14 protein-coding genes are annotated in these 21681 nt (G+C 61.0%); 11 read left to right on the top strand and 3 right to left on the bottom strand.

What is annotated here, in order from left to right:
• Nucleotides 1-23: 23 nt before the first annotated feature.
• Entirely contained in the window at nt 24-572 is a 549-nt protein-coding gene (locus HII33_RS00695; RefSeq protein WP_179393876.1) for a hypothetical protein, read from the bottom strand.
• A 237-nt stretch (nt 573-809) separates the two neighbouring features.
• Between HII33_RS00695 and HII33_RS00700 the strand changes: the two genes are divergently transcribed.
• The 8 genes from HII33_RS00700 to HII33_RS00735 all read left to right on the top strand — a co-directional run bounded on the left by HII33_RS00700 (nt 810) and on the right by HII33_RS00735 (nt 9032).
• Nucleotides 810-1691 carry a hypothetical protein gene (locus tag HII33_RS00700; protein WP_179393877.1) on the top strand — a complete coding sequence of 294 codons (882 nt, stop codon included), beginning with the start codon at nt 810-812 and terminating at the stop codon, nt 1689-1691.
• Between the two features lie 215 nt (nt 1692-1906).
• Entirely contained in the window at nt 1907-2113 is a 207-nt protein-coding gene (locus HII33_RS00705; protein ID WP_179393878.1) for a hypothetical protein, read from the top strand.
• A gap of 30 nt (nt 2114-2143) precedes the next feature.
• Entirely contained in the window at nt 2144-2377 is a 234-nt protein-coding gene (locus tag HII33_RS00710; protein ID WP_179393879.1) for a DUF2922 family protein, read from the top strand.
• Nucleotides 2378-2439: 62 nt separating this feature from the next.
• A complete protein-coding gene (locus HII33_RS00715) occupies nt 2440-3030 on the top strand; it encodes a hypothetical protein (RefSeq protein WP_179393880.1) in 591 nt (196 codons plus the stop codon).
• 170 nt (nt 3031-3200) lie between these two features.
• Nucleotides 3201-3884, top strand: coding sequence for a signal peptidase I (gene lepB, locus HII33_RS00720; protein WP_179393881.1), 684 nt, complete (start codon nt 3201-3203; stop codon nt 3882-3884).
• 45 nt (nt 3885-3929) lie between these two features.
• Complete coding sequence (locus HII33_RS00725; protein ID WP_179393882.1) at nt 3930-4523, top strand: NUDIX hydrolase; 594 nt, start codon at nt 3930-3932, stop codon at nt 4521-4523.
• Nucleotides 4524-5211: 688 nt separating this feature from the next.
• Nucleotides 5212-7155, top strand: a complete 1944-nt coding sequence (locus HII33_RS00730; protein WP_179393883.1) for a GW dipeptide domain-containing protein — start codon at nt 5212-5214, stop codon at nt 7153-7155.
• 209 nt (nt 7156-7364) lie between these two features.
• On the top strand, nt 7365-9032 hold the full coding sequence (locus HII33_RS00735; protein WP_179393884.1) for a hypothetical protein: 1668 nt from the start codon (nt 7365-7367) through the stop codon (nt 9030-9032).
• A gap of 238 nt (nt 9033-9270) precedes the next feature.
• Here HII33_RS00735 and HII33_RS00740 read toward each other — a convergent pair whose 3' ends face one another.
• On the bottom strand, nt 9271-9858 hold the full coding sequence (locus tag HII33_RS00740; protein ID WP_179393885.1) for a TMEM175 family protein: 588 nt from the start codon (nt 9856-9858) through the stop codon (nt 9271-9273).
• Between the two features lie 79 nt (nt 9859-9937).
• Nucleotides 9938-11107, bottom strand: a complete 1170-nt coding sequence (locus HII33_RS00745; RefSeq protein WP_179393886.1) for a helix-turn-helix domain-containing protein — start codon at nt 11105-11107, stop codon at nt 9938-9940.
• Between the two features lie 418 nt (nt 11108-11525).
• Between HII33_RS00745 and HII33_RS00750 the strand changes: the two genes are divergently transcribed.
• Genes HII33_RS00750 through HII33_RS00760 form a run of 3 tightly spaced genes read left to right on the top strand, consistent with a single transcriptional unit; the run spans nt 11526 to nt 21144 of the window.
• A complete protein-coding gene (locus HII33_RS00750) occupies nt 11526-13118 on the top strand; it encodes a glycosyltransferase (protein ID WP_179393887.1) in 1593 nt (530 codons plus the stop codon).
• Between the two features lie 12 nt (nt 13119-13130).
• Nucleotides 13131-14645 (top strand): glycosyltransferase, encoded by a 1515-nt coding sequence (locus tag HII33_RS00755; protein WP_179393888.1) that lies wholly within the window; start codon nt 13131-13133, stop codon nt 14643-14645.
• A 31-nt stretch (nt 14646-14676) separates the two neighbouring features.
• Nucleotides 14677-21144, top strand: a complete 6468-nt coding sequence (locus tag HII33_RS00760; RefSeq protein WP_179393889.1) for a KxYKxGKxW signal peptide domain-containing protein — start codon at nt 14677-14679, stop codon at nt 21142-21144.
• Nucleotides 21145-21681: the final 537 nt, after the last annotated feature.

Here is a 21681-nt window from a genome sequence, read left to right on the forward strand (position 1 = left end):
CGCGTACAATGTGTGCGGCGGCGCTAGTCGACCAGGTCGTGGTAGCGTTGCGCTAGGCGCTTGCGCATGCGGCCGACGGAGCGCGGGGTGAGGGCGATCAGCGGCGCGATCTCGCGGTCCGATAAGCCGATCGCGCGCAAGCGCAGCAGGGTCCGTTCCGGATCGGAGGCAGTGCGCCAGAGCTTGGTCATTGCCTCGGACATCGCGAGCTGATCGATCAGCGGGGTGTCGGTGACGTCGATCGCGGCGATCGCCAGGGTGCGCAAGGCCGCGAACTCCTCGGTCTGGTAGTCGGCCAGTCGCGTACGGTGGGCGCGCAACTGGCCGCGCCGCTTGATCAGGCGCAGAAAGACGAACCAGCCCGCCAGGCGGTTGAATTTTTCACGTTCGCTCGGGGTGTCCAACGGCGTCCCGTAATGCGCGTAGTACTGGGCGTAGATGAGGCGGGCGTCTTGCAGGTAGTCGTCGTAGTCGGGGTGACTGCGGGGCAACCCGACGCGCGTCAAGGCGTTATGGAGCACGCCTTCGTTCTCGAGGCTGAGGATCAAGCCTTCTTCTTCACGTGTTGCCATTCGATGACCCTCTTGTGGCAGCAGGTGGGCCCGCCTGCTGCGGGGAAATTTCGATCCCAGGATCGATGGTCAGAGCATACACGGGCGACGTGGTGGGGGCACTTTCCCCCTTAGTGCTCCGCAGGCCGGCTAGGCTGGGCATCTTGGTGGGCAATGTTGGCATTCAGGCGCCGGGCCTGCGCCAGGTCTGCGGTGTGCCAAGCCAAGGGGGACCACAAGTTTTTTTGGGGGGGTCACGTGAAGCAGGGGGTGGGGCCGGTGCCACAGCTGTATCCGAGACGTGTCATCACCACTGGGCTCGATCCGGTATGGGACGGCGTGGACCTGACGACACACCTGGCCGCTCTGCCGCGTGGGACCAAAGAAGCGCTCGGCATTGATCTGGCTTGCGCCTTGCCAGTCCCAGGCCCCGGTGCGTACCGCACGTTGCTCTTGCGTCAGGCGGGCCCGCCGTTACTGTTGCCGATCACCACGGGCACGGTGTGGGCGCGCCTCAAGCGTCAGGCGAAGCTGGGGTGGCTCGACCCGACGGCCTCGCCGCTGAAGCTCGCCGAAGCGCTGTACGCCGCCAAATACGCGGGGCGGATCTTGCCCTATCCGCCGCGCGTGATCGCGTATGTCGCGCAGTGTTTTTTCTCGCTGGGCGGAAGCGGACAGCACCTGAACCCGGCGGTGATGGCCGGCCATCCGTTGCGCGACTGCGCCGCAACGGGGCCGGGGGAGTTTCGCTTTCAGCTCGGTCGTCGCGGGCAGGGCTGGCAGCTCGAGCTGGCGTTCGGTCACCTGACCCCGGCCGCCTTTGGTGTCATGCAAGGCTTCATGACGGAGTTGATGCAGACGGTGACCGCGAGTCTTGGGCCGGTGTGGGCGGCCTATCTGGCGGACACCCAGCCGCCACGTAGCCGCTTCGGCCCGGCCGCGGCGCTGCCCCTGACTGTGAGCGGGCGGCCCCCGGCCCCTGTGTTGCAGGATTACCTCGAGGCCGCCGCGAGCCGCATGGGGGCATTGATCCGGGACTACACCGGCGCTGATCTGCCACGTGAGGCCGTGATCGAGCTAGCGATGCAGCTGTACCGGCTGGAGGTGGAGCCGGCGGATGTCGCCCGTGAGCGGCGGTGACGGGGGCGTGACAAAAGTCACGCCCCTTTTGTCGGCCCCCCAATGATGCCAGTAGCGTAATAGGCCCAGCGGCCGGCGCTGAGCAGTCCACTGTCCTGTCCTGTCCGCGCCTAATGCGGCTTTTGGCCCAGCGCCGTCACTTTTTGCTGGCCGCGGCGCTTCTCTTATATAGACGGGCAGGTGCCCGTCGAGTGAGGCGAAAGGGGGAGTGCGGCATGCGAGAGATCCAGACGGTGGCGGTCACGTTCACCTATACGAATCCGGCTGCGCCGACGGACCGGTTCACCCGGCGTCTGACGGGGCTAGACCCGGACGCGTCGGATGAGCAGCTGATCGCGCTGGGCAAAGTGCTGGAAGGCGTGACGACGGATCACGTGCTGACGCAGATCGCGATCGCGCAGACCGAGCGGATCGAGCTGTAGGCGTGGATCGCGTGAGGAGGGGGTGACGAGATGGAGACGATCGTAGCAGAGTTGCGCTTGACGTTCATCGATTCGACCGGCGCGCAACGGATCTTGCGGCTGGCGCGGTACGACACAGATCTGACGGCCGCAGCAGTCGAGGCGCTGGCACAAGCGATCATCGGCGCGGATGTGTTCGGCCAGGGCGCGGTACGGTACTATGCTGAGCTGCGGGTCGGCGCGAAGGTCGCAACGACGACCAGTGTTATCGTGGATAAGCGGTGAGCTGACGCCGGAGCGAGCCTCCGGCGTACATAACGACCGATCTGACAAAAGGAGGGGGCGCCATGCGCTTCGTGATGCTTGCATTGGCGCTGATCAGCGTCAACTTGGAGTTCTTGTTCACCTGGCTTGCACTGATGCAGCGGGTCGCCCCGAAGACAGTCGCCTTCGGGGCGGGACTCGTGTCGGCTGGCCTGGTGAGCCTCGCATGGGCGCTCGGGCAGGGGCTTGAGTTGATCCTGCCGGCGTGGGTCGTCGGTGGTAGTGGCTTGGTCCCACTAGTGTGGGCGCTGCACGCCCCGCAACCGGCGCCGGTCAGCGCACCGGCCCCACTCCCCACGGTGGCGGCAACCAGTCCGCTGGCCGCGGTGATCGCAACGGCCTTAGTGCTGACGGCGCGCTGTCAACTGACGTTGTTCCTGCCGGTGATGGCGGGGGTCAGCGCATGGACGCTGCTTGGCGCGGTGGGGCTGGTGGGCGGTCTGACAGTGGGGCTGCTCTACAGCCTTCAGGGGCTGGCGCGCCATCCGGCCCTGGCGGCGACGATCACGGCACGGGCCAAGGCGAGTGCGACGACGTGTTACGTGCTTGCCGGGGCGTTCGTCGCGGTGGATACCGGGCTGGTCGATCAACTCGTGAAGGTGGTGAGCGCATGAAGAAGTGGCGTAAGCAGGCGCTGGCAGTCGTCGCATTCTTGGTTCAGTACGGCTTGCTCCTGCGCGTGTGGGGATGAGGGCGGGACCGCGCACGGGGCCGACCGTAAAAAAGCCCTAAGTTGACGGAGCTGGCGCGGTGAGTGTGGTAAGCTAACAGCGGGAGGTGCGCGATGAGCATCTATAGAAAACTCTGGCTCGGGTTGATCGGCGTGGTGCTTGCGGTGATGACGGGCTTCAACCTGTTCTTCCAGATCGATCACACGTCAGGTCACTCGATGGATCCGACGCTGGCAGACGGCCAATGGCTGGTCGTTGCGCGCCCGCGGACCCTGAAGTGGTTCAACGTGCCGTATCGCTACGGCGACATCGTGATCGTCGCCAACGAAGCGAAGAATCTCGACGTGACGACGGACCGGCTGCTGGTCAAACGCCTGATCGGCAAGCCCGGGGACCTGATCGGCGTGTCGCGCACGACCGTATACCGCAACGCCAAAGCCATCGCTGAGCCATATGTTGCCTACGCGATGGACAACAGCCTGTACAGCTACGGCGGCGTGGCCGGAGGCGGGATGATGTTTCGCAACACGAGCTATCTCAGCACCACCTTGCTGAACAAGCACCAGTACTTCATCCTCGGGGATAACCGGCCCGTGTCGGCAGACTCGCGCTGGTTCGGCCCGATCCAGACGACGCAACTGCGCGGCAAAGTGCTTGCGCCGCTGCGCCTGAACGACCGGATCGGGTGGCAGCAGGCGCTCGGCCAGGCGCTCCGCTTCACCCCCCTGGTGCTCGTGTTACTCGTTGTTGCGACGTTGTACTGGCCAGAGTGGCAGCGGTGGCGGCGCAAGGACTGATGGGCCTTGTTTCACGTGAAACAGGGTGACGAGGGGGAACGGAAGATGGACACACTGACTTTTTTGCGCCGGCTCTTGGCGATCGCCCAGGCCGGCCTGACGTTCGGCCACGATGTGTACGATCGTGAGCGCTACACCGAACTACGTGACCTGGCGCTTGAGCAGCTTGCGACCCTGAGCGCAACGCCGCTGACGACGCTGCAAGCGCTGGCGGACCAGCAGGCCGGCTACCCGACGCCGAAGGTCGATGTGCGCGGCTTCATCCGACGCGCAGACCGGGTGCTCTTGGTGCAAGACGCCAAGGGGGAGTGGGCACTGCCCGGTGGCTACGCCGAGGTCGGCTGGTCGCCGCGGGAGAACGTCGCTAAGGAGGTGCGCGAGGAGACCGGCCTGACCGTGACCGTCGGTGCGTTGCGAGCGATCTATGACACGGCCAAGCGCCCAGACTTGCCATACGTCTACCAGTACTATAAGCTGATCTTCGCCTGTACGCCGGTGACTGGGACGTTCGCGCCGAATCCCGAGACGACTAAGGCGGCGTACTTCGCACTGACGGCCCTGCCGCCGCTGTCCGAGGCGCGCACCACCCGCGCTCAGCTGATCCAGCTGATGACGCAAGACACCGTGACGATCGAGTGACGCCTGGTCGAGGAGACTGGGCGTTTTTAGGTTGTTCTGAGCGCGAAGTCAGCGCATTTAGGTGGGTAAGGTTAAAGGGGGCGGACTGGGGGAAATGGGCCGTGATCACTGGTGCGGCGTCGACGCTCGATGATCGAGCCGGCCTGATTGTTGGTTGAGCAGAGTGGTGTTAATGACGACATGCAAAAAAGCGAATCAAGTATGTGCGCGCGTGTGCACAAAAAAGCTGTTTCGTTCTTGACAAAGCCTGAACTGATTTTCTTCGGCAACCGACCAAACGTATTCTGATAACTCGCTGGCTATTGTGAAAAAAGTGACCACACGGATTCGGATTGACCGAGCGCTGAATGAGTTCGAAAATGCAAACCGTTATCTAATTTTTATCTCATTTTATTTTGTGCCAGTTTAAGGCGTGACCGAACTGGGTTGCCCCGTAGAAATAATGTCAGATGATGCGGCAAAACCCGGCGACATCTGAAGAACAACGGTATACAGGGTTTTCATACACCAAAAATTCAAAAAACAAGTTTGATGTATTGCAACTATAGAAATAAATCTTGATGTTTTCTGAATTATTCTACTCATCATAACTCTCTAATTGTTTTGGATTGATTCTCATTCAATTGTTAAGCATGCTACCATGTTGCTAACGTAAGAGAAAATTCTGGTTTGTAGGAGAGTGGAGAAAATGGAAACTAGCAGAGACCCAAAACGAAAGTTAGGATCCTATCCTGGCAAGAGAAAAGCGTTCTTGTTTATTCTTGGATTTGGTTTAGTTGTTGGATTGACAACTTTTTTACCTGGTATTGGGGGGGTAGAGCCAATTCAGGTAACGTATGCTGCCGAGGCAGCAAAGTTCTATCGTGGCCCGGCGTATGATGTACCAGAGGCGCCATTAGTTTCTATCAACGCGACGATACGTGAGGATTGGAACTTGCTGGATAAGCCATGGACGCAAGGCGGGAAAACACTTGGGAATTATTCGACTATTATCGGCAAAAAATTTTTAGGTGAAAAAGTTCGGATACTGAAACAAGTTAAGACTCCCAATACTTATGCGGACCTTATTCGACTCAAATCTGGCGATTTTTATTGGGTTGACCATAATAGTTTGACCGTCGGCACAACGGATAAACTGTATGGCGGTGGGCCAGCTTATGAGGATGTGAACGCGAGAAAGGTCTATCGAGAAGGTGTGATTCAATCCAACTGGAATTTGCTGGACAGACCGTGGTCTAACGATCCCATCACGGTCGGCCATTATAACACGGTCTTGGGCGATTCATACAACGGAACCCCTGTGAAGATTTACGCAGAATCGCCGACACAAGGGTATCCGTCTGTGCTAGTTAAATTACAAAACGGTAAGTTCTACTGGGTTGATCCCAAGAGTATTAAGATCACCTCTACGTACTTTGGACAAGGGCCTGCGCTGATGGTCGCTAATAGTCGGTCGGTTAACTATCAGGCAACTGTTAAGAACAACTGGAATGTCACAGCTGTGCCATGGGAAACGTTGGCAATGCTTTCTGACATCGACGGCGTCAACTATGTTGGAAAAACTGTTACGGTTAATGCTGAACTTGATAAGGATTACGGCGTAACTGCTGCATTGATTACGCTGGACACCGGTGCCACATACTGGGTAGATAAAAAGGCTTTGGCGCCACAGTATCAGGTGATTTCAGAAAAAAAGTACAGTTTTCCGTATGACGCGCCTAGAAGCTCGGTGCCAGGTCAGCTTTACCGAAAGGATGGTAGCCGCTACGTTGCAATTAAGCCAACGACTATGGGGTATCCACTATATGCAAATGAATTTGGGAACGGAACGAGTACTACAAATTCGAAGGACATGGTTGGGCAGTATTTCTTAGCAAGTGCGGAGGAAAGTGTCAGACTTCCGAGCGGAGAGACAACAACAGCGGTGAGAATATCATCAGACGCTAAAAATTGGTTTTGGATCGATAAGCGTGCACTTAGTTTTGGGCAACGCGGAAATGATGTTGCCTTTAGATCCACTGTTGGGTCGGGTGCGAATGGTGCAATCCAGTATTACCTTGACGCTGCGGACCCTCTTACAAGTGAAATTCAATCTGCCATTGACTTCTGGAACCAGAGAATGCCGGGAACATTTGTGGCCGTCAGAGATCCTTCAGCTACTAATGTAACATTTCGGTATGGAAAGATTGACAATGCAACTTGGGCGTCAACTTCTGGGGATCTTTACTATTCTATCTCTGATATTGCAAACGTTGGGAGGTTTGATGCAGTTATCACGTTAAATAACTCAGGTGAATCAAATCTAGTAATGAATAAGATGATTGATAGGCAGGGGACTGTGCAGATAATCGCACACGAGATTGGACACTTGCTCGGGCTCGGCCATAGCGGCGCGCCTTTTGCTGACTGGTCCTTTTATACTTCTGCGGAAAACCTGATGTATGGTGTCTCATCAGGGCGGGCGAGTGATTATCGGAATCTTACTGAAAATATGATTAATGCGATTAAACTCTCCCGCTCGCTTGGATGGACGATGATTGGACATTCGATTTATGCGAAGGATAGTCTTTCCTCCGAATTCGCTTCTGCCGAAGTGGTTTTGGGGTCGTCTATGAATAGTGAGGTGGAGTAATGAAAAAGGCATCAGTGTACGCTTCGGCAGGGGTGACTTTGTTTGCAGTCACACTTCTTGGTACCCAAAGGCCTCTTACGACAAGCGCTGCCGAGACTTTGTTAGCAGAAAATGTTTCTCTGCATGCTGAACCTAGCTTGGTTGAAAAACCGCAAAGTCATCAGCTTTCTGATCAGGTTTTAGTTCAAAATGAAACGTTAAGCGGAAGCGTGGCGGGCACTACTGGTACAGATGTTTCGGATGCCGACCCATCGCTACTAGCGTCGACTGCCCCGACGACGGATGAGACGCCGGCATCGGACGCTGACACGGAAGCGACAGGGCCGTACAAGTATGATAATTCAACATGGCGGGTGCAGTATGTTGATATTGATACAGGAGACTTGATCACCGTCAATATCATCATGGACGCACAACGGCCGCACGAACCCGGCGAGCCATACCGACGTTATCTTCCCGTCACAGCCAAGAAGACTTTGGTTACACCCAAAGAATATGGTGGGGTCCACTACACATTAGTCGGCGACACCGAGCAACAGATCGATCTCAGCGTGACAGACTCGACTGATTTCTACTACCGGCGAGACGCTGACCAGCCGCAGCCAGATCCGGCCGCACCGACAACGGATTCTGCCGCACCAGAGGCGGGGACATCCACGGCGCCGACGCCGGATGAGACGCCGGTGGCAGGTGCTGACACGGATGCGACAGGGCCATACAAGTATGATAATTCAACGTGGCGGGTGCAGTATGTTGATATTGATACAGGCGATTTGATCACCGTCAACATCATCATGGACGCACAACGGCCGCACGAACCCGGCGAGCCATACCGACGTTATCTTCCCGTCACAGCCAAGAAGACTTTGGTTACACCCAAAGAATATGGTGGGGTCCACTACACATTAGTCGGCGACACCGAGCAACAGATCGATCTCAGCATGACAGACTCGGCCACCTTCTACTACCGGCGAGACGCTGACCAGCCGCAGCCAGATCCGGCCGCACCGACAACGGACTCCGCGGCGCCAGAGGTGGGGACATCCACGGCGCCGACGCCGGATGAGACGCCGGCATCGGACGCTGACACGGATGCGACAGGGCCGTACAAGTATGATAATTCAACGTGGCGGGTGCAGTATGTTGATATTGATACAGGAGACTTGATCACCGTCAACATCATCATGGACGCACAACGGCCGCACGAACCCGGCGAGCCGTACCGACGTTATCTTCCCGTCACAGCCAAGAAGACTTTGGTTACACCCAAAGAATATGGCGGGATCCACTACACATTAGTCGGCGATACCGAGCAACAGATCGATCTCAGCGTGACAGACTCGGCCACCTTCTACTACCGGCGAGACGTCGACCAGCCGCAGCCAGATCCGGCCGCACCGACCGCGGATTCTGCGGCGCCAGAGGCGGGGACATCAGCGTCCCCAGCACCGACGACCGACCCGGCGATCCCAGCAGTGGCCACGCCAGGGGCGACCGCACCATTATCTGAAGCGCCGACGGTCACGCCGGCTCCAGCCGGCGACACCGCGACTGAGAGCATGGCGGGAGTGGCCACCCTGACGGCAAGTAAGGTAGGGGTGGACCCAGGCTTGAAGCGCCGACTGACTGGCGCGGCGTCAAGCGCCGCCGTGGCGCGACCGGTGCAGTCGCCCACGCCTGTGGCCAGCGGCCCTGTAGCCAGCCGCGCGGTCCCGACTGCAGCGCCGCTGGCGACACAAGCTACGCAGCCGGCTGCCCGGACGCTTCCGGCGACCGGAGACGATCGCGGAGCAGAGGTGGCGATCACCGGCGGGATCATCGTCACCGCGCTGATTGGCCTCTTGGGTCAGGCGCCCCGCCGCCGCGAGCTAGTCTGAGCAGTGGTCGCGCGAGGCCCAACGCCACGCGCTGTATATGCACTGGTTACCTAGTACGGTCAAGGGACACGACGCCCCAAGCCCCCTTGCGACTAGGCGGCGCTATCCCGATCAGCGACTGGGATGGCGCCGTTTTTTTTACCGCCACGCGTGCCCACCAAACAGACCGCCCCACTGACCAATACTGCGGTCGGTGGGGCGGTCTGTTTGGTGGGCGCCGAGTTTTTTCGCGCGGGCGTCACGCAACGACGCGATCTGAGTCGGCCGTGGTGTGCAACGCCATGTAGATCAGCTCGCCGAGCGTGGCGATCAGGCAGGCGGGCGGATAGAAGTATACGACCACGGCTAACACCAGGGTGAAGGTCAGCAGGCGCCAGCTGTTCATGAAGCGATACGGCGGCATGCTGGCCAGCTGCGCGGCCACCGGCGTGCCGCGGTGATCGGCGATCAGCGCGCGGGTCAGGCCCCAGTACGCGACGCTCCAGGCGAAGAACACCATGAGGTAGAAAAACTCGGGGCCGCGCGCGCTCAGGTATTCTCCCGCCCAGGCGGTCGCGACGGGTAGCAGCGACATGGTGAACAGCCAGAAGTTATTGACCCAGTACACCCGCTTAGAGATCCGCTGGGCGCGGGCGAACATGTAGTGATGGTTGTACCACGCCACGCCGATGAACAAGAAGCTGACGAGGTACGCGAACAGGTAGGGGAGCTCCGCCAAGATCGCGGTCAGTCGTGGCGACTCGGGGACCTTGAACTCCAGCACCATGATCGTCATGATGATCGCCACCACCGCATCGGTGAAGGCTTCAACGCGTGCACGGTTCATCCGTGACACCTCCATTTCAAGTGCAAATCAGAACGGGTACTTCGCACGGCCCACTCGGCGCCGCCACCAGGTCAGGCGCTCAGGCCTGAGACAGCGAGCCGGACATGAACGGAAAGGCAGTGTCTGCCGCGATCTCGAGGCATTGTGCCAGCAGCGTGGCGAACGGTTCGCGCATGCGGTGGAACAGGGCAAAGTCCGTCGTGCTCGGCAGGCCGTCGATCAAGTCGAGCAGGGCCTGCACGGCCTCGGCCGAGGGCTGGGGGGCGTGGAAGACGAGGGCATCGGCGACCATTGGGCTCTCCAGGATCGCCACGCCGATGATCACGCGAAACAGGTTCAAGTCGAGTTCGTCGTTCCACTCGATCCGGCCGCTGACGAGGCACCACTGCCGGATCGGGTCGGTGATGAGGTAAGACCACGGCCGCGCGAGGACCATCTGGATCGTGATGAAGTCGCGGTACGTGTAGTGCTCCGGTGCGAGTTGCAGGCGCGTCAGGCGAAAGAAGGTCCGGGCGCTGGCTTCGCGGAACTGTTGGGAGCGCTGCGGGGCCGGTTTTTGGAAGCCGAGGCGGGCGGCCTTGAGCCCGAAGACCTCCAGGCGGCGGTTCGGCGCCAAGGCGTGACGGGAGCCGACGCGCCAATCGCTGATCTCGTTGAACAGGTCGCTTGGCGTGTAGTGATCGACGGTCGCGATCCGGCCGCGGTGGCTCTTGGGGGTCGTGGTGAACGGCCAGAAGCTGCCGTGCAGGGTCTCCCAGTACATGGTGTAGAGGAAAAAGCGGATCCGCAGCTCGTCACCGATCAGCGCGAGAGGGGTGAGGCGAAAGTTGATCCCAAACTGGGCCATCAGCGGCGCCACCTGCTTCATTCGCCGGGTGGCAGTGGAGGTGCTGACGAAGTGCTCGCTGCTGAACTGTTCGATCGTCGGGTGCCGGGTGGTCACGATGTAGTGGATGAGCTCGTAGGTCAGCCCGGCGCGGATCGTCTCGGCGCGGTATTGATCCAGGGTGAGCGGCAGGCGGTGCGCCTTGAGAAGGTCCAGGCGCAGCTGCGTCTTCGGGGCGTCTGTGAGGGTGCTCAGCTCGCCGATCAGCTCATTGAACATGCGCGTAGCCGTCTGGTATTTGATGTCGAGCGCTTCGGCGAGCAACCGCACGGTCCACGGGTGGTCTGCCGGTGCTGCGAGGAGCGCGTACAGGTTGAATTTGAGCAGACTCGCCTTATCTAGGAAGCAAGCTTCAAAGCTCATGGGGCAGGACTCCTTTCTGCGTAAGCTCGTCGTACCTGATCAGTGGCGCAAGGTCAAAAAGCAGACGGGTCAACGGCTGCCTAGTGGTGGCCGGGGCCGGCCACTAGGCGGGATAAAAATCGAATACTAGAAAAATACCATTTGTGGCGAGCAGTGCGAATCAAATTTTTAAACTTTTGCCAGACGGCATCGTCAAATAGCTTTACCACTTAGATTATATCAAACTAATAGACAAAATTAGTTTAAATCAAGTGCACCGAAATTCGAAAATTCGTAGGCAACAATTGTGTTTTTAACAATTTATCCGTTTCGTTTATATATTTTGACGCCAACAGGGCAATTGAATTGGTTACTATTGCTAAAACGTCGTGATACCTAAATCAACCAATCGTCCGCACTCAAGAAGGGAGACTTAACGATGATATTCTTCATCAATGCTGCGATGCAGCCGCAAAAATCCGGGATCGAACACGCTGAATTGAAGCGATTCGAGCTATTCAACAACCATGAGGTGATGAGCCAGTTCGTGATCCGTGACTGGGATCCGAAGCTTCATTCACACGCGGCCCTCGCGGGGATCGACGATCGCCATTTAATTGGAATGTTTGATTATTTTCAGCAGGCCTTGGCGGTCGAGTCGACGCCGATGACGGCGGCTGACTTGGATCTGGGCGTGTTGAACACGCACCTAGAAGAAGATGAAGCGAACCATCGCTCGCTGGTCTACGATGCGGACAATAAGCTGGTTGCACGGGTGAACTACTTCAACGAAACGACGACGGTTCGCTCGGTCGAGCTCTTCGACAGCTACCTCAACTTGTACCGGGTGGATAACTATGACGAACGCGGCTTCGTGTCGCTGTCGCAGCATTACACCCCAGATAACAACATCGGGACCGAAACGTGGTACACGCCCAACGGCGACCCGGTCCTGGAGACGTTTAACCGGGACAACATGGCCAAAAACTTCGGCAAGACGGGCTGGTTCCTGCGCGACTGGCACGGGCAGGACTTCGTGTTCGACTCGATCGAAGAGCTGACGAAGCACTTCTTCGATGACCTGAACGAGGACAACTGGTCGGAGGCGCACCCGAATGTCTTCATCTTGGATCGGTCACACCTCGGAGACTGGGGCCTGACCGACTTGAAGCTGCCGGCGTACACCGTGATGCATCTGCACAACTCGCACACGGGGGACGCGCAAGACCCAGAGACCGCCACGCTGAACAACCACTACGAGTACGCGATCAATGCGATCGACGACTACGATGCGGTCGTTTCGGCGACCCAGCGGCAGACCGACGACGTGCGCCGGCGTTTTGCCCCGCGCGCCGAGCTGTTCACCATCCCCGTTGGGGTCGTGCCGGACGCCGTGCTCAACGAACCGCGGGTCCCTGTGGCCGAGCGCCAGTTCGGCAAGGTCGTGGCCTTTGCCCGAATCGCCTGGGAAAAACGGCTCGAGGACTTGGTCAAGGCCGTAGGGATCGCGCGGCAGACGGTCCCAGAGCTGACCCTCGACTTGTACGGCTACGCGGATAGCAGCGACAACTACAAGGCGCGCCGGGCAGTCGAAGACGCCATCCAAGCGTACGGCCTGGAAGACGTCGTGCAGCTGAAGGGTTACACGACCGACGTGGCGAAGATCGAGCGCGAAGCGATGGTCTTTGGCCTGACCTCACGCATGGAAGGGTTCAACCTGGCGATCCTTGAAGGGATCTCCCACGGGTTGATCGGGCTCACCTACGACGTGAACTACGGCCCTAACGAGATCGTGCAGGACGGCCACAACGGGCGCGTCGTGCCGTTCGGCGACAATGAGGCCCTGGCGCATGCGCTTGTGACCATCATGCAGTCGCGCCAGCTCGCCCAAGAATATTCGACCGGCGCCTACGATTCGGCGGAGCGTTACTCCGAAGCGAATGTGTGGGCAGCCTGGCAGTCGTTACTCGATGACGCAGACAAGCGCTGGCCAGTGAAGCTGGCTGCTGCTCGTCTGACCACGACCCGCTAAAGGAGGCCAATGATGATCTACTCAATTCTTGAAAACGTCTTTACCTTTAACTCCGGCACGGAGCACGGCGCGATCCGGCGCACGCTGGCCCTGACGCAGACGGGCACGCCTGCCAAGCTCTTGCTCCGCAACTACAACCGCTTCTTGGCGCGCGACGCGGCCGCGGTATCGCTGAAGGCGGCCGACGTGGTCAATATGTACGATTTTTTCCAGGGCACACAAGACGTCGAGCGCGAAGAAGTCGAGCTGCGCCTGCTGCCGCAGCTGCCGCTTGAGACCTACCACATCGTCAGCATCGACGCCAACGTGTCGCGGCTGCTGCGCCACGGCAACGAGATCGGCCGGATCACGGTGATGCCCGGCACGGTCGGGCTGGTCAACGAGATCATCTACACCGACCGCTACGGCAACCGGACGGTCCGCGAGAACTATGACTGGCGTGGGTTCAAGTCGTCCATCGACTACTTCCACCCGGACGGCCAGCTGGCGCGCCAGTACTTCCTCAACCGGGAAGGCGAGATCGTCCTCGAGATCACCCACATGTTCATCGGGGACCAGGTCCGCCCGACCATGTGGAAGCTGCACCACTACCGCGGCCGGGATTACCGCTTCAACACGGAAGACCAGCTGTTCTTGTTTTTCCTGAATGAGTACCTGAAGGGCCAGTCGGAGGTCACATTGATCTCCGATCGGCGCAACCTGGACCATGTCGTCGCCGCCGTGACCGGGGCTGAGGCGAAGTACGCCTACTTCCATGACACGCACCTGGACCTCGGGCGCAACCGCGTCCTGTCGGCTTACCAGCCGGTGCTCAAGGAGCTGGCCGCCAAGTTCGACGGGATCCTCGTCGGGACCGCCGGGCAGCGGCGTGCGCTGCGCAATCAGTACCCGCAGCTGAACGTGGCCGTCATGGCCGATAGCTTCGTGCCGCTGGCGAACCGTGCCGTCCAGGAGACGCCTCTGGCGGTACGCGACCACCGGATCGTCATGGTGGGGCGGATCGCCGCCGATCGCCGGCCGGCGGATGCCGTTCGCGCGATGGAAAAAGTGCTCGCGCAGGTCCCGGATGCGCACCTGGATTTTTACGGGTACGCCGAGTCACCGGAGATGCGCGAGCGCATCGAGCAGTTGATCGCCAAACACGGGCTGACAGACGCCGTGACGATCAACGACTACCAGTCCGTGACAGAACTCGCGGCGCAATACGCGAACGCCCGCGTGCTGCTATCGCCAGCGGCGCATGAGGGGCTGGGGATGACCCTCCTCGATGCGATGGGCACCGGCACGCCGGTGGTGGCGTACGACGCCCCGTACGGCCCGCAGGAGCTGATCCGCCCGGGTGAGAACGGATACCTGGTGCGTTCGGGCCAGGTGGCTGCGCTCGCGGAGCGCCTCGTCAAGCTCCTGACGAATGATCAGCTCTGGCAACAATTCCACGACGAAGCGATCGCGACTGCCGCTGCGTACACGGAAGACGCGATGGCAGCATCAGTTAAGGAGGTGGTGGCCCGCCCAGTTCATCAGTAACACGGAATAGAATTAAAAGGAGACCAAAACGATGATGAAATTAATTAATCTCAGGCGCGCGCGGGGCAGTAAGAATACCGGGTTCCGTATGTACAAATCCGGTAAGAACTGGATCTTCGCGTCCCTGCTGATTGCGGGCGGGCTAGCAATGGGTGGACAAGCCCTTGGGTTGCCGCTCCTGAGTGAGCCTGGGGTGGCCGTTGCGGCCGCCGTCGACTCACCGGCCGTTAGCGCCGAAGACGCAGCAGCCACAGCGGCCGAGTACGGATCGTTGGCGACCAGTTACGCCGCGCAGGCGGGGGACAAGGCGAGCGCACAAGCCGCGAGTCAAGCCACATCGGCCGCCGTGGCGGCGCAGGACCAAGCGAGCTTGGCCGCGTATTACACGGACCTGGCCACCCGCAATTCGGCGGCTGGCAACGCGAGTGCGGCTAGCGACAATCTGTCGCAGGCCGCCGTGGCGACCAGCACTGCCGTGTCGCTGGCCTCTGTCGCCAGCGTTGCGACGCAGAATACATTGAAGACCGCGGGCAGCGCGTTCGTCACCCAGGCGAATGGGCTGTACACCGAGGGGATCACCACTAGCCAGACGGCGAAGCGCTACGCCACTGATGCGAGCGCGCAGGCCGCCGATGCTTACAACTCGACGCAGTATAACGCCGCGAACACCACGGCGTTCGCCTCGTATCAAGATGCGAGTGCGGCTGCCGTGCAGGCCGAGACTGCCGCGAGCGCGGCTACGCAGCTGGCCAGCGAGCTCGCGACCCAAAGCGTGGTCGCGAGCTCTGCTGCGGCCAACGGTGACTATGCCGCCGCGGCCGCTGCGCTCGCAAAGGCTGAGAGCCTGAGCGCGGCACTCGCCGATCAGGCGACGGCGGCATCGACCGCCGATTCCACGGCGACGTCTGCCGCCGCCGTGGCGTCTTCGCTGATCCGTCAGGACCTGGCGGACACCGCCGCAGACAGCTTGGCGGCGGCGAACTCAGCGGCCGCGGCCGCACAGTCCTCTGCCGCGGCCTTGGGCCAGCAGGGGAAGAACTCACAGGCGACCGCGTACGCGAGCCAGGCTCAGTCTGGTGCGAGCACCGCGGCCAGTGCCGCGGCCCAGGCGAATAGCTACGATATCACCGGGGCGCTGACCGTTGCGAGCGCCTCATCACTGGCGTCGCAAGCGGCGTCCGATGCGGCCGTTGCGCTGAGTGCCGCCAGTGTGGCGAACTCCAATGCTTCGCTCGCGACGATCCTGAACACCGCGGCGCAGGCGACGAACCAGCAGACGGGCCAGAGTTTAGCTAACCTGACGCTCGCCGTCGCCCCAGACGCGACGACCCTAGGGAGCGCCGTGGCGTTGACGGCGACTGTCGGCTCGCTGGGCAGCGAACTACTCGGGAGTTACTCAGTCGACGCGACGAAGACGACGTATGCGTGGTACTACTCCACCGACGGGATCAACTGGCAGAGCGCAAGCACGCTGGCCGGCTTCACCGCGAACGCCAACGGCACCGCGACCTTCAACTCGACCTACTCTGGGACCTACTACTTCCAGGCGGTCGTGACGGGGCAAAAAACGGCGCCCCTCTTTGAACGGAAGGACTTCAAGGCCGCTTCCAACGTGATCCTGGCTGTGTTCCAGAATCCGAGTGGCAGCTACCCGAGCCAGGCGTCGAGCGCCGCCACGAAGGCGTCCTCCGCGGCGTCTGCAGCCTCTAGTTCAGCCAGCCAGGCAAGCTCTGCGATCACCCAGATGCAGACGATCGGGAACATGACCGGGACCACGGCGTCCTTTGCGGCGAGCCAAGCGGTCGTGGCACGGGATCAGGCCAACACCCAGAGCAGCCTGGCAGCCAGCCAGGCAACCGCCGCCTCAACCGCGTCTTCCAACGCGACATCGGCTAACGCGCTCGGGAACTACTCGGCCGCGTCCAGTTACGCCGCTGTGGCTTCGGCGGCAGCTAGCGCCGGCCTTCTGGCGCAATCCAGCGCCTTAGTCGCCGCTGCTGCAGCGCTGAGCTACGCGAACCAGGCGCTGAACAACGCAGAGGTCGAGAACCCAACGGCGTCTAACGCCGCGTACCTGGCCAGCAGCGCCGCTGCGCAGGCGGCGATCTCGACGTCGCAAGCGAGCGTCGCCGCCAGTCTGGCGACCTCGCAAGCGGCGAACGTCTCGAATGCGTTCGTCCAGCTTGATCCAGCGTTCACCTCGGCAGCCGCGACTTACTCGTCGGCGGCCCGATCCGCGGCGTCGTCCGCGCGGTCGCTGGCCAGCGAGGCGTCTTCAGCTGCCTCTGCGGCGCAGGCGACCGGTAACTACCAGTCGGCCGCGTACTATGCGACCCTGGCGCAGACCAAGGCCAGCCAAGCGGTCGAGGCACAATCCGCCGCTAACGTGGCCGAATCGACTGCGATGCAGATCGTGATCGATGCGCGCTCGGCCGCAGCCGCTCAGCAGACGCAGGCCGGCACGGTCGGCGCGACCTCTGCGGTCAGCGTGGCCGCCAGCGTCGCGACGATCACCAGCTCCGCGGCCGCTTTAGGTGGGAACACCAGTCTGGGGACGCTGTACACGTCCCAAGCGAACGCCGCCGTTGCGGATGCGCGGAACTACGCGGCCCTGGCCCAGGCGAACGCCGTGAAGGCCAGTGAGCAGACCTCGCTGGCGATCGCGGCGACCAAGGTGAACAACCTGACGGCCGCGAGCTCCTACGCGAACGCTGCGAGCCTGGCGGCGTCGCTTTCCGCTCAGCAAGGCTCGACCGCCCTGTCGGTGGCCCAAACAGCCGCGAGCCTGGCAGAAGACGTCAAGTCCTACTCTGAGGACACGACGAAGAACCAAGGCACCCCAGATGGTGACGCCGCCGTGACCGGGTTTTATACCTGGTGGGGCGGGAACCGTACGCAGCCTCAGGACACCTCCACTTCTGTTGGCGGTAAGACGGTCAGCCTGTCCGGGAGTTGGTACCAGGACAGTAACGTCGGGGTCAATACCGGTGTCGGCGTGGCCTGGTACGTGCAGGTGAACAGCGTCTGGATGACGGTGGACGCGGCCCAGAAGCTAGGGTACATCGCGAACGTCAACGTCGTGAACACCCAAGATGGTGGGGTGTTCGGGACCCAAAAGCGTTACACCACCCTGACATTCACCACGACGAACTACGCCGGCGCGATCCGCTTCCAGATCAACTACACGCCGTTCCTAGCAAGCAAATTCTCTCAAGTCGCGACCGTGAACATCTACAAGGATGACATCAAGGCGACCGACTTGCAGATCGATGGTGCGGATTATCTGGTCGCTGGCGGCAATGCGTCGTACAAGGCAGTGACCAACCCAGATAATGCGACCGGAACGGTCACCTGGACGAGCAGCAACCCAGCCGTCGCGACCGTTGACGCCGGGGGCAATATCACCGCGCTGACCAACGGCGTGACGACCATCACCGCGACGATCACGAACGCGGACGGGACGACCGCCACGGATACCCAGCTGCTGACCGTCGGGAACGGGCTGGTCGATCAGACCAGCAACGTCGGCGACAGCCTGAGCTGGGCGCCTAAGGGGGCAGACCTGACAGCGCTGAGTGGGGCGACCTACCAGTGGTACAAGGGTACCTCTGCGACGGACACCAACGGGACCGCGATCGCGGGCCAGACCGGCCAGACCCTTGACCTTGCCAGCGTTGCGACCACCGATGCGGGGTACTACTACCTGAAGGTCACTGCGACGGCGAACAGTCAGGCGCAGACGCTAACGTTTGGCCCGGCCAAACTGACCGTCACGAGCGCCTATGGGATCGCGGCTAGCCAAGCGGCGTCCGAAGCCTCTAATGCGGCGCAAGCGGCGAGCTCCTTTGCGGGCGTGGCCGATGACTACGCCAGCCTGGCGACCGCAACACCAACGCCGACGCCATACCAGCAGGATCTGATCGATCAAGTTGGGAGCGCGGCAGCGGCGGCATCGAGCGCAGCCGTTGCGGCGAGCGAAGCAGCCACCGTGGCCTCCAGCGCGGCCAGCCAAGCGATCGCATACGAAAACGCGGGGAACAACACCCTGGCGTCTTCGTACGCCGCGATGGCGTCGTCTGCCGCGGCAGACGCATTGACCGCCCTGTCGACCGCGTCGAGCGCGGCCTCCGATGCCGCCAAGCTGATGTTCGATCTGAATAAGGACATCTCTAGCTACGCGATCGCGGCTGGCAGCTACGCAAGTGATGCGACCAGCTCGGCCGATGCTGCCTCAAGTTCCGCAGACCTCGCGCAGAGCAATGCGGATAAGTACCCGGATGCGACCGACGTCAGCGATGCGGCTTCGACTGCGTCCAGTGCAGCGGCTGTTGCGTCGAGTGCGGCCAGCGTGGCCTCCAGTGCGGCGGCGGCAGCCTCCAGCGCCGTTTCCCACGGTGATGAAAGTGCCGCCAGTGAAGCGGAAAGCATCGCGAGCGAAGCAGCCTCGACGGCCTCGAGTGCAGCGAGTGTCGCCTCGAGCGCCGTCACCGATGCGAACAGCCTGGCGGATAGCCTGGCTTCCAGCGCCGCTGCTAGTGAAGCATCGAGCGCCGCGTCTAGCGCGGCTTCTGAATCGGCAACGAATGCAGGGAGCTACGCCAGCGACGCCGCCAACTCGGCAAGTGAAGCTTCGGACGCGGCAGCAGCTGCCAGCAGCAGCGCCAGCCAGTACCCAGAGAACTCTGAAGTGAGCGAAGCGGCCACCACGGCGTCTAGCGCAGCGGAAGCGGCCTCGAGTGCAGCTGAAGTGGCTGAAAGTGCAGCGATCGCAGCATCGAGTGCGGCCGCCGCAGGCGACGTCAGTGGTGCGAGTGAAGCAGAAAGCATCGCAAGTGATGCGGCTTCGACGGCCTCGAGTGCGGCTAGTGTTGCCTCGAGTGCAGCGAGTGTCGCAAGCAGCGTTGCGGATAGCTTAGCAGCGAGTGAAGCTTCCAGTGCCGCATCTAGTGCGGCCTCGACGGCCGCCTCTGAATCGGCAACGAATGCAGGGAGCTACGCCAGCGACGCCGCCAACTCGGCGAGTGAAGCTTCGGACGCGGCAGCAGCTGCCAGCAGCAGCGCCAGCCAGTACCCAGAGAACTCTGAAGTGAGCGAAGCGGCCACCACGGCGTCTAGCGCAGCGGAAGCGGCCTCGAGTGCAGCTGAAGTGGCTGAAAGTGCAGCGATCGCAGCATCGAGTGCGGCCGCCGCAGGCGACGTCAGTGGTGCGAGTGAAGCAGAAAGCATCGCAAGTGATGCGGCCTCCACGGCCTCGAGTGCGGCTAGTGTTGCCTCGAGTGCAGCGAGTGTCGCAAGCAGTGTTGCGGATAGCTTAGCAGCGAGTGAAGCTTCCAGTGCCGCATCTAGTGCGGCCTCGACGGCCGCCTCTGAATCGGCAACGAATGCAGGGAGCTACGCCAGCGACGCCGCCAACTCGGCAAGTGAAGCTTCGGACGCGGCAGCAGCTGCCAGCAGCAGCGCCAGCCAGTACCCAGAGAACTCTGAAGTGAGCGAAGCGGCCACCACGGCGTCTAGCGCAGCTGAAGTGGCCTCGAGTGCAGCTGAAGTGGCTGAAAGTGCAGCGATCGCAGCATCGAGTGCGGCCGCCGCAGGCGACGTCAGTGGTGCGAGTGAAGCAGAAAGCATCGCAAGTGATGCGGCTTCGACGGCTTCGAGTGCGGCTAGTGTTGCCTCGAGTGCAGCGAGTGTCGCAAGCAGTGTTGCGGATAGCTTAGCAGCGAGTGAAGCTTCCAGTGCCGCATCTAGCGCGGCCTCGGAGTCGGCATCGAACGCCGGGAGCTATGCGAGTGATGCGTCTAGCTCGGCCAGTGAAGCCTCGAATGCGGCAGAAACTGCGAACAGCAACGCCAGCCAGTACCCAGAGAACTCTGAAGTGAGCGAGGCGGCCTCCACGGCGTCGAGCGCCGCATCAGTGGCCTCGAGTGCAGCAAGCGTCGCTGAGAGTGCGGCGAGCGCAGCCTCTAGCGCGGCCGCTGAGGGTAACTCGAGTGCGGCCAGTGAAGCGGAAAGCATCGCGAGTGAAGCCGCCTCGATTGCTTCCAGTGCAGCATCGGAAGCATCTAGCGCTACGAGCGTTGCCACAAGTATTGCGGATAGCTTAGCTTCCAGTGCGGCGCAGTCTCAAGGGTCATCTAGCGGTTCGTCTGCCGGCTCCTCGGCTGGGTCTTCCGCTGGGTCGTCTGCTGGTTCCTCGGCAGGCTCTTCCGCCGGTTCCTCAGCTGGCTCCTCAGCTGGGTCAACTGCCACGAGCTCCAGCAGTGTGACGAGTGACGCGACCTCTTCCAGCGCTACCGGTAGCCAGTCCGCCACGAAGGGGACTGACAAGGCACCGACGACCGTTGTTCGGTCAGGGGCCTTACCACAGACCGGTGACGCAGATAGCACAGGGCTTGCCGCCATGGGGATCATCCTTCTGAGCTTAGCGGAAGGTGGCATGCTGTGGGCAGCAAAGAAGAAGCGTGATGATGAGGAAGAATCGGATTCCGATAACTCATTGTAAACGCGACTCAAGTCGGTTCTAGGCCCTTGGCCTTAAGCCGTCGAAATTAAGAAAGGTGCGTTGAGAGAACCCTCTCAGCGCACCTTTTTTGCGACCGCGAAGCCAACGATCGCTGGGGGCTCAAGCATAGCGCAGCGATAAGGCCGGCTGACAGCGCGCTGGAGGGCTTCAAACCTGGTTGCGCCAATCCCTCTGGGCCATCGCCAAAGCGGCGCATATCGCCACGCAAAGGCAAGCAAGCGGGCACCGCTGCCGACGTGCTAGCGGCCTTGGGTGACTCGCTGGGGAAAAGGACCGGGATCGCGGTCCCTAAGACCCGTCAGCGGGCTCACAGTGCGGTTACGGGCTGCGGTTCGCCGCTTCGTCTGGCAAACCCCGGTGGCTGATCGTTGAGCTTCGGGTGTGCCATACGGGCGCATCTGGCCACACATTTAGAACGCAAAGCGTGGGCTCACCGTGTTTGGCAACGCTAGCCGACCCGCCAAGCCCACGGACCCTGCGCTTTGGGGAACAAAAAAACAGCATGAGCTTGTTAGG

The sequence above is a fragment of the Lacticaseibacillus absianus genome (genome assembly GCF_013407595.1).
Taxonomy (GTDB): Bacteria; Bacillota; Bacilli; order Lactobacillales; family Lactobacillaceae; genus Lacticaseibacillus; species Lacticaseibacillus absianus.

What these genes read in the sequence shown, in the direction of transcription:
- HII33_RS00760 (WP_179393889.1), top strand. Translation starts at nt 14,677, where the DNA reads ATGATGAAATTAATTAATCTCAGGCGCGCGCGGGGCAGTAAGAATACC.
- HII33_RS00715 (WP_179393880.1), top strand. Translation starts at nt 2,440, where the DNA reads ATGCGCTTCGTGATGCTTGCATTGGCGCTGATCAGCGTCAACTTGGAG.
- HII33_RS00710 (WP_179393879.1), top strand. Translation starts at nt 2,144, where the DNA reads ATGGAGACGATCGTAGCAGAGTTGCGCTTGACGTTCATCGATTCGACC.
- HII33_RS00750 (WP_179393887.1), top strand. Translation starts at nt 11,526, where the DNA reads ATGATATTCTTCATCAATGCTGCGATGCAGCCGCAAAAATCCGGGATC.
- HII33_RS00695 (WP_179393876.1), bottom strand. Translation starts at nt 572, where the DNA reads ATGGCAACACGTGAAGAAGAAGGCTTGATCCTCAGCCTCGAGAACGAA.
- HII33_RS00745 (WP_179393886.1), bottom strand. Translation starts at nt 11,107, where the DNA reads ATGAGCTTTGAAGCTTGCTTCCTAGATAAGGCGAGTCTGCTCAAATTC.
- HII33_RS00740 (WP_179393885.1), bottom strand. Translation starts at nt 9,858, where the DNA reads ATGAACCGTGCACGCGTTGAAGCCTTCACCGATGCGGTGGTGGCGATC.
- HII33_RS00730 (WP_179393883.1), top strand. Translation starts at nt 5,212, where the DNA reads ATGGAAACTAGCAGAGACCCAAAACGAAAGTTAGGATCCTATCCTGGC.
- HII33_RS00725 (WP_179393882.1), top strand. Translation starts at nt 3,930, where the DNA reads ATGGACACACTGACTTTTTTGCGCCGGCTCTTGGCGATCGCCCAGGCC.
- HII33_RS00705 (WP_179393878.1), top strand. Translation starts at nt 1,907, where the DNA reads ATGCGAGAGATCCAGACGGTGGCGGTCACGTTCACCTATACGAATCCG.
- HII33_RS00755 (WP_179393888.1), top strand. Translation starts at nt 13,131, where the DNA reads ATGATCTACTCAATTCTTGAAAACGTCTTTACCTTTAACTCCGGCACG.
- lepB (WP_179393881.1), top strand. Translation starts at nt 3,201, where the DNA reads ATGAGCATCTATAGAAAACTCTGGCTCGGGTTGATCGGCGTGGTGCTT.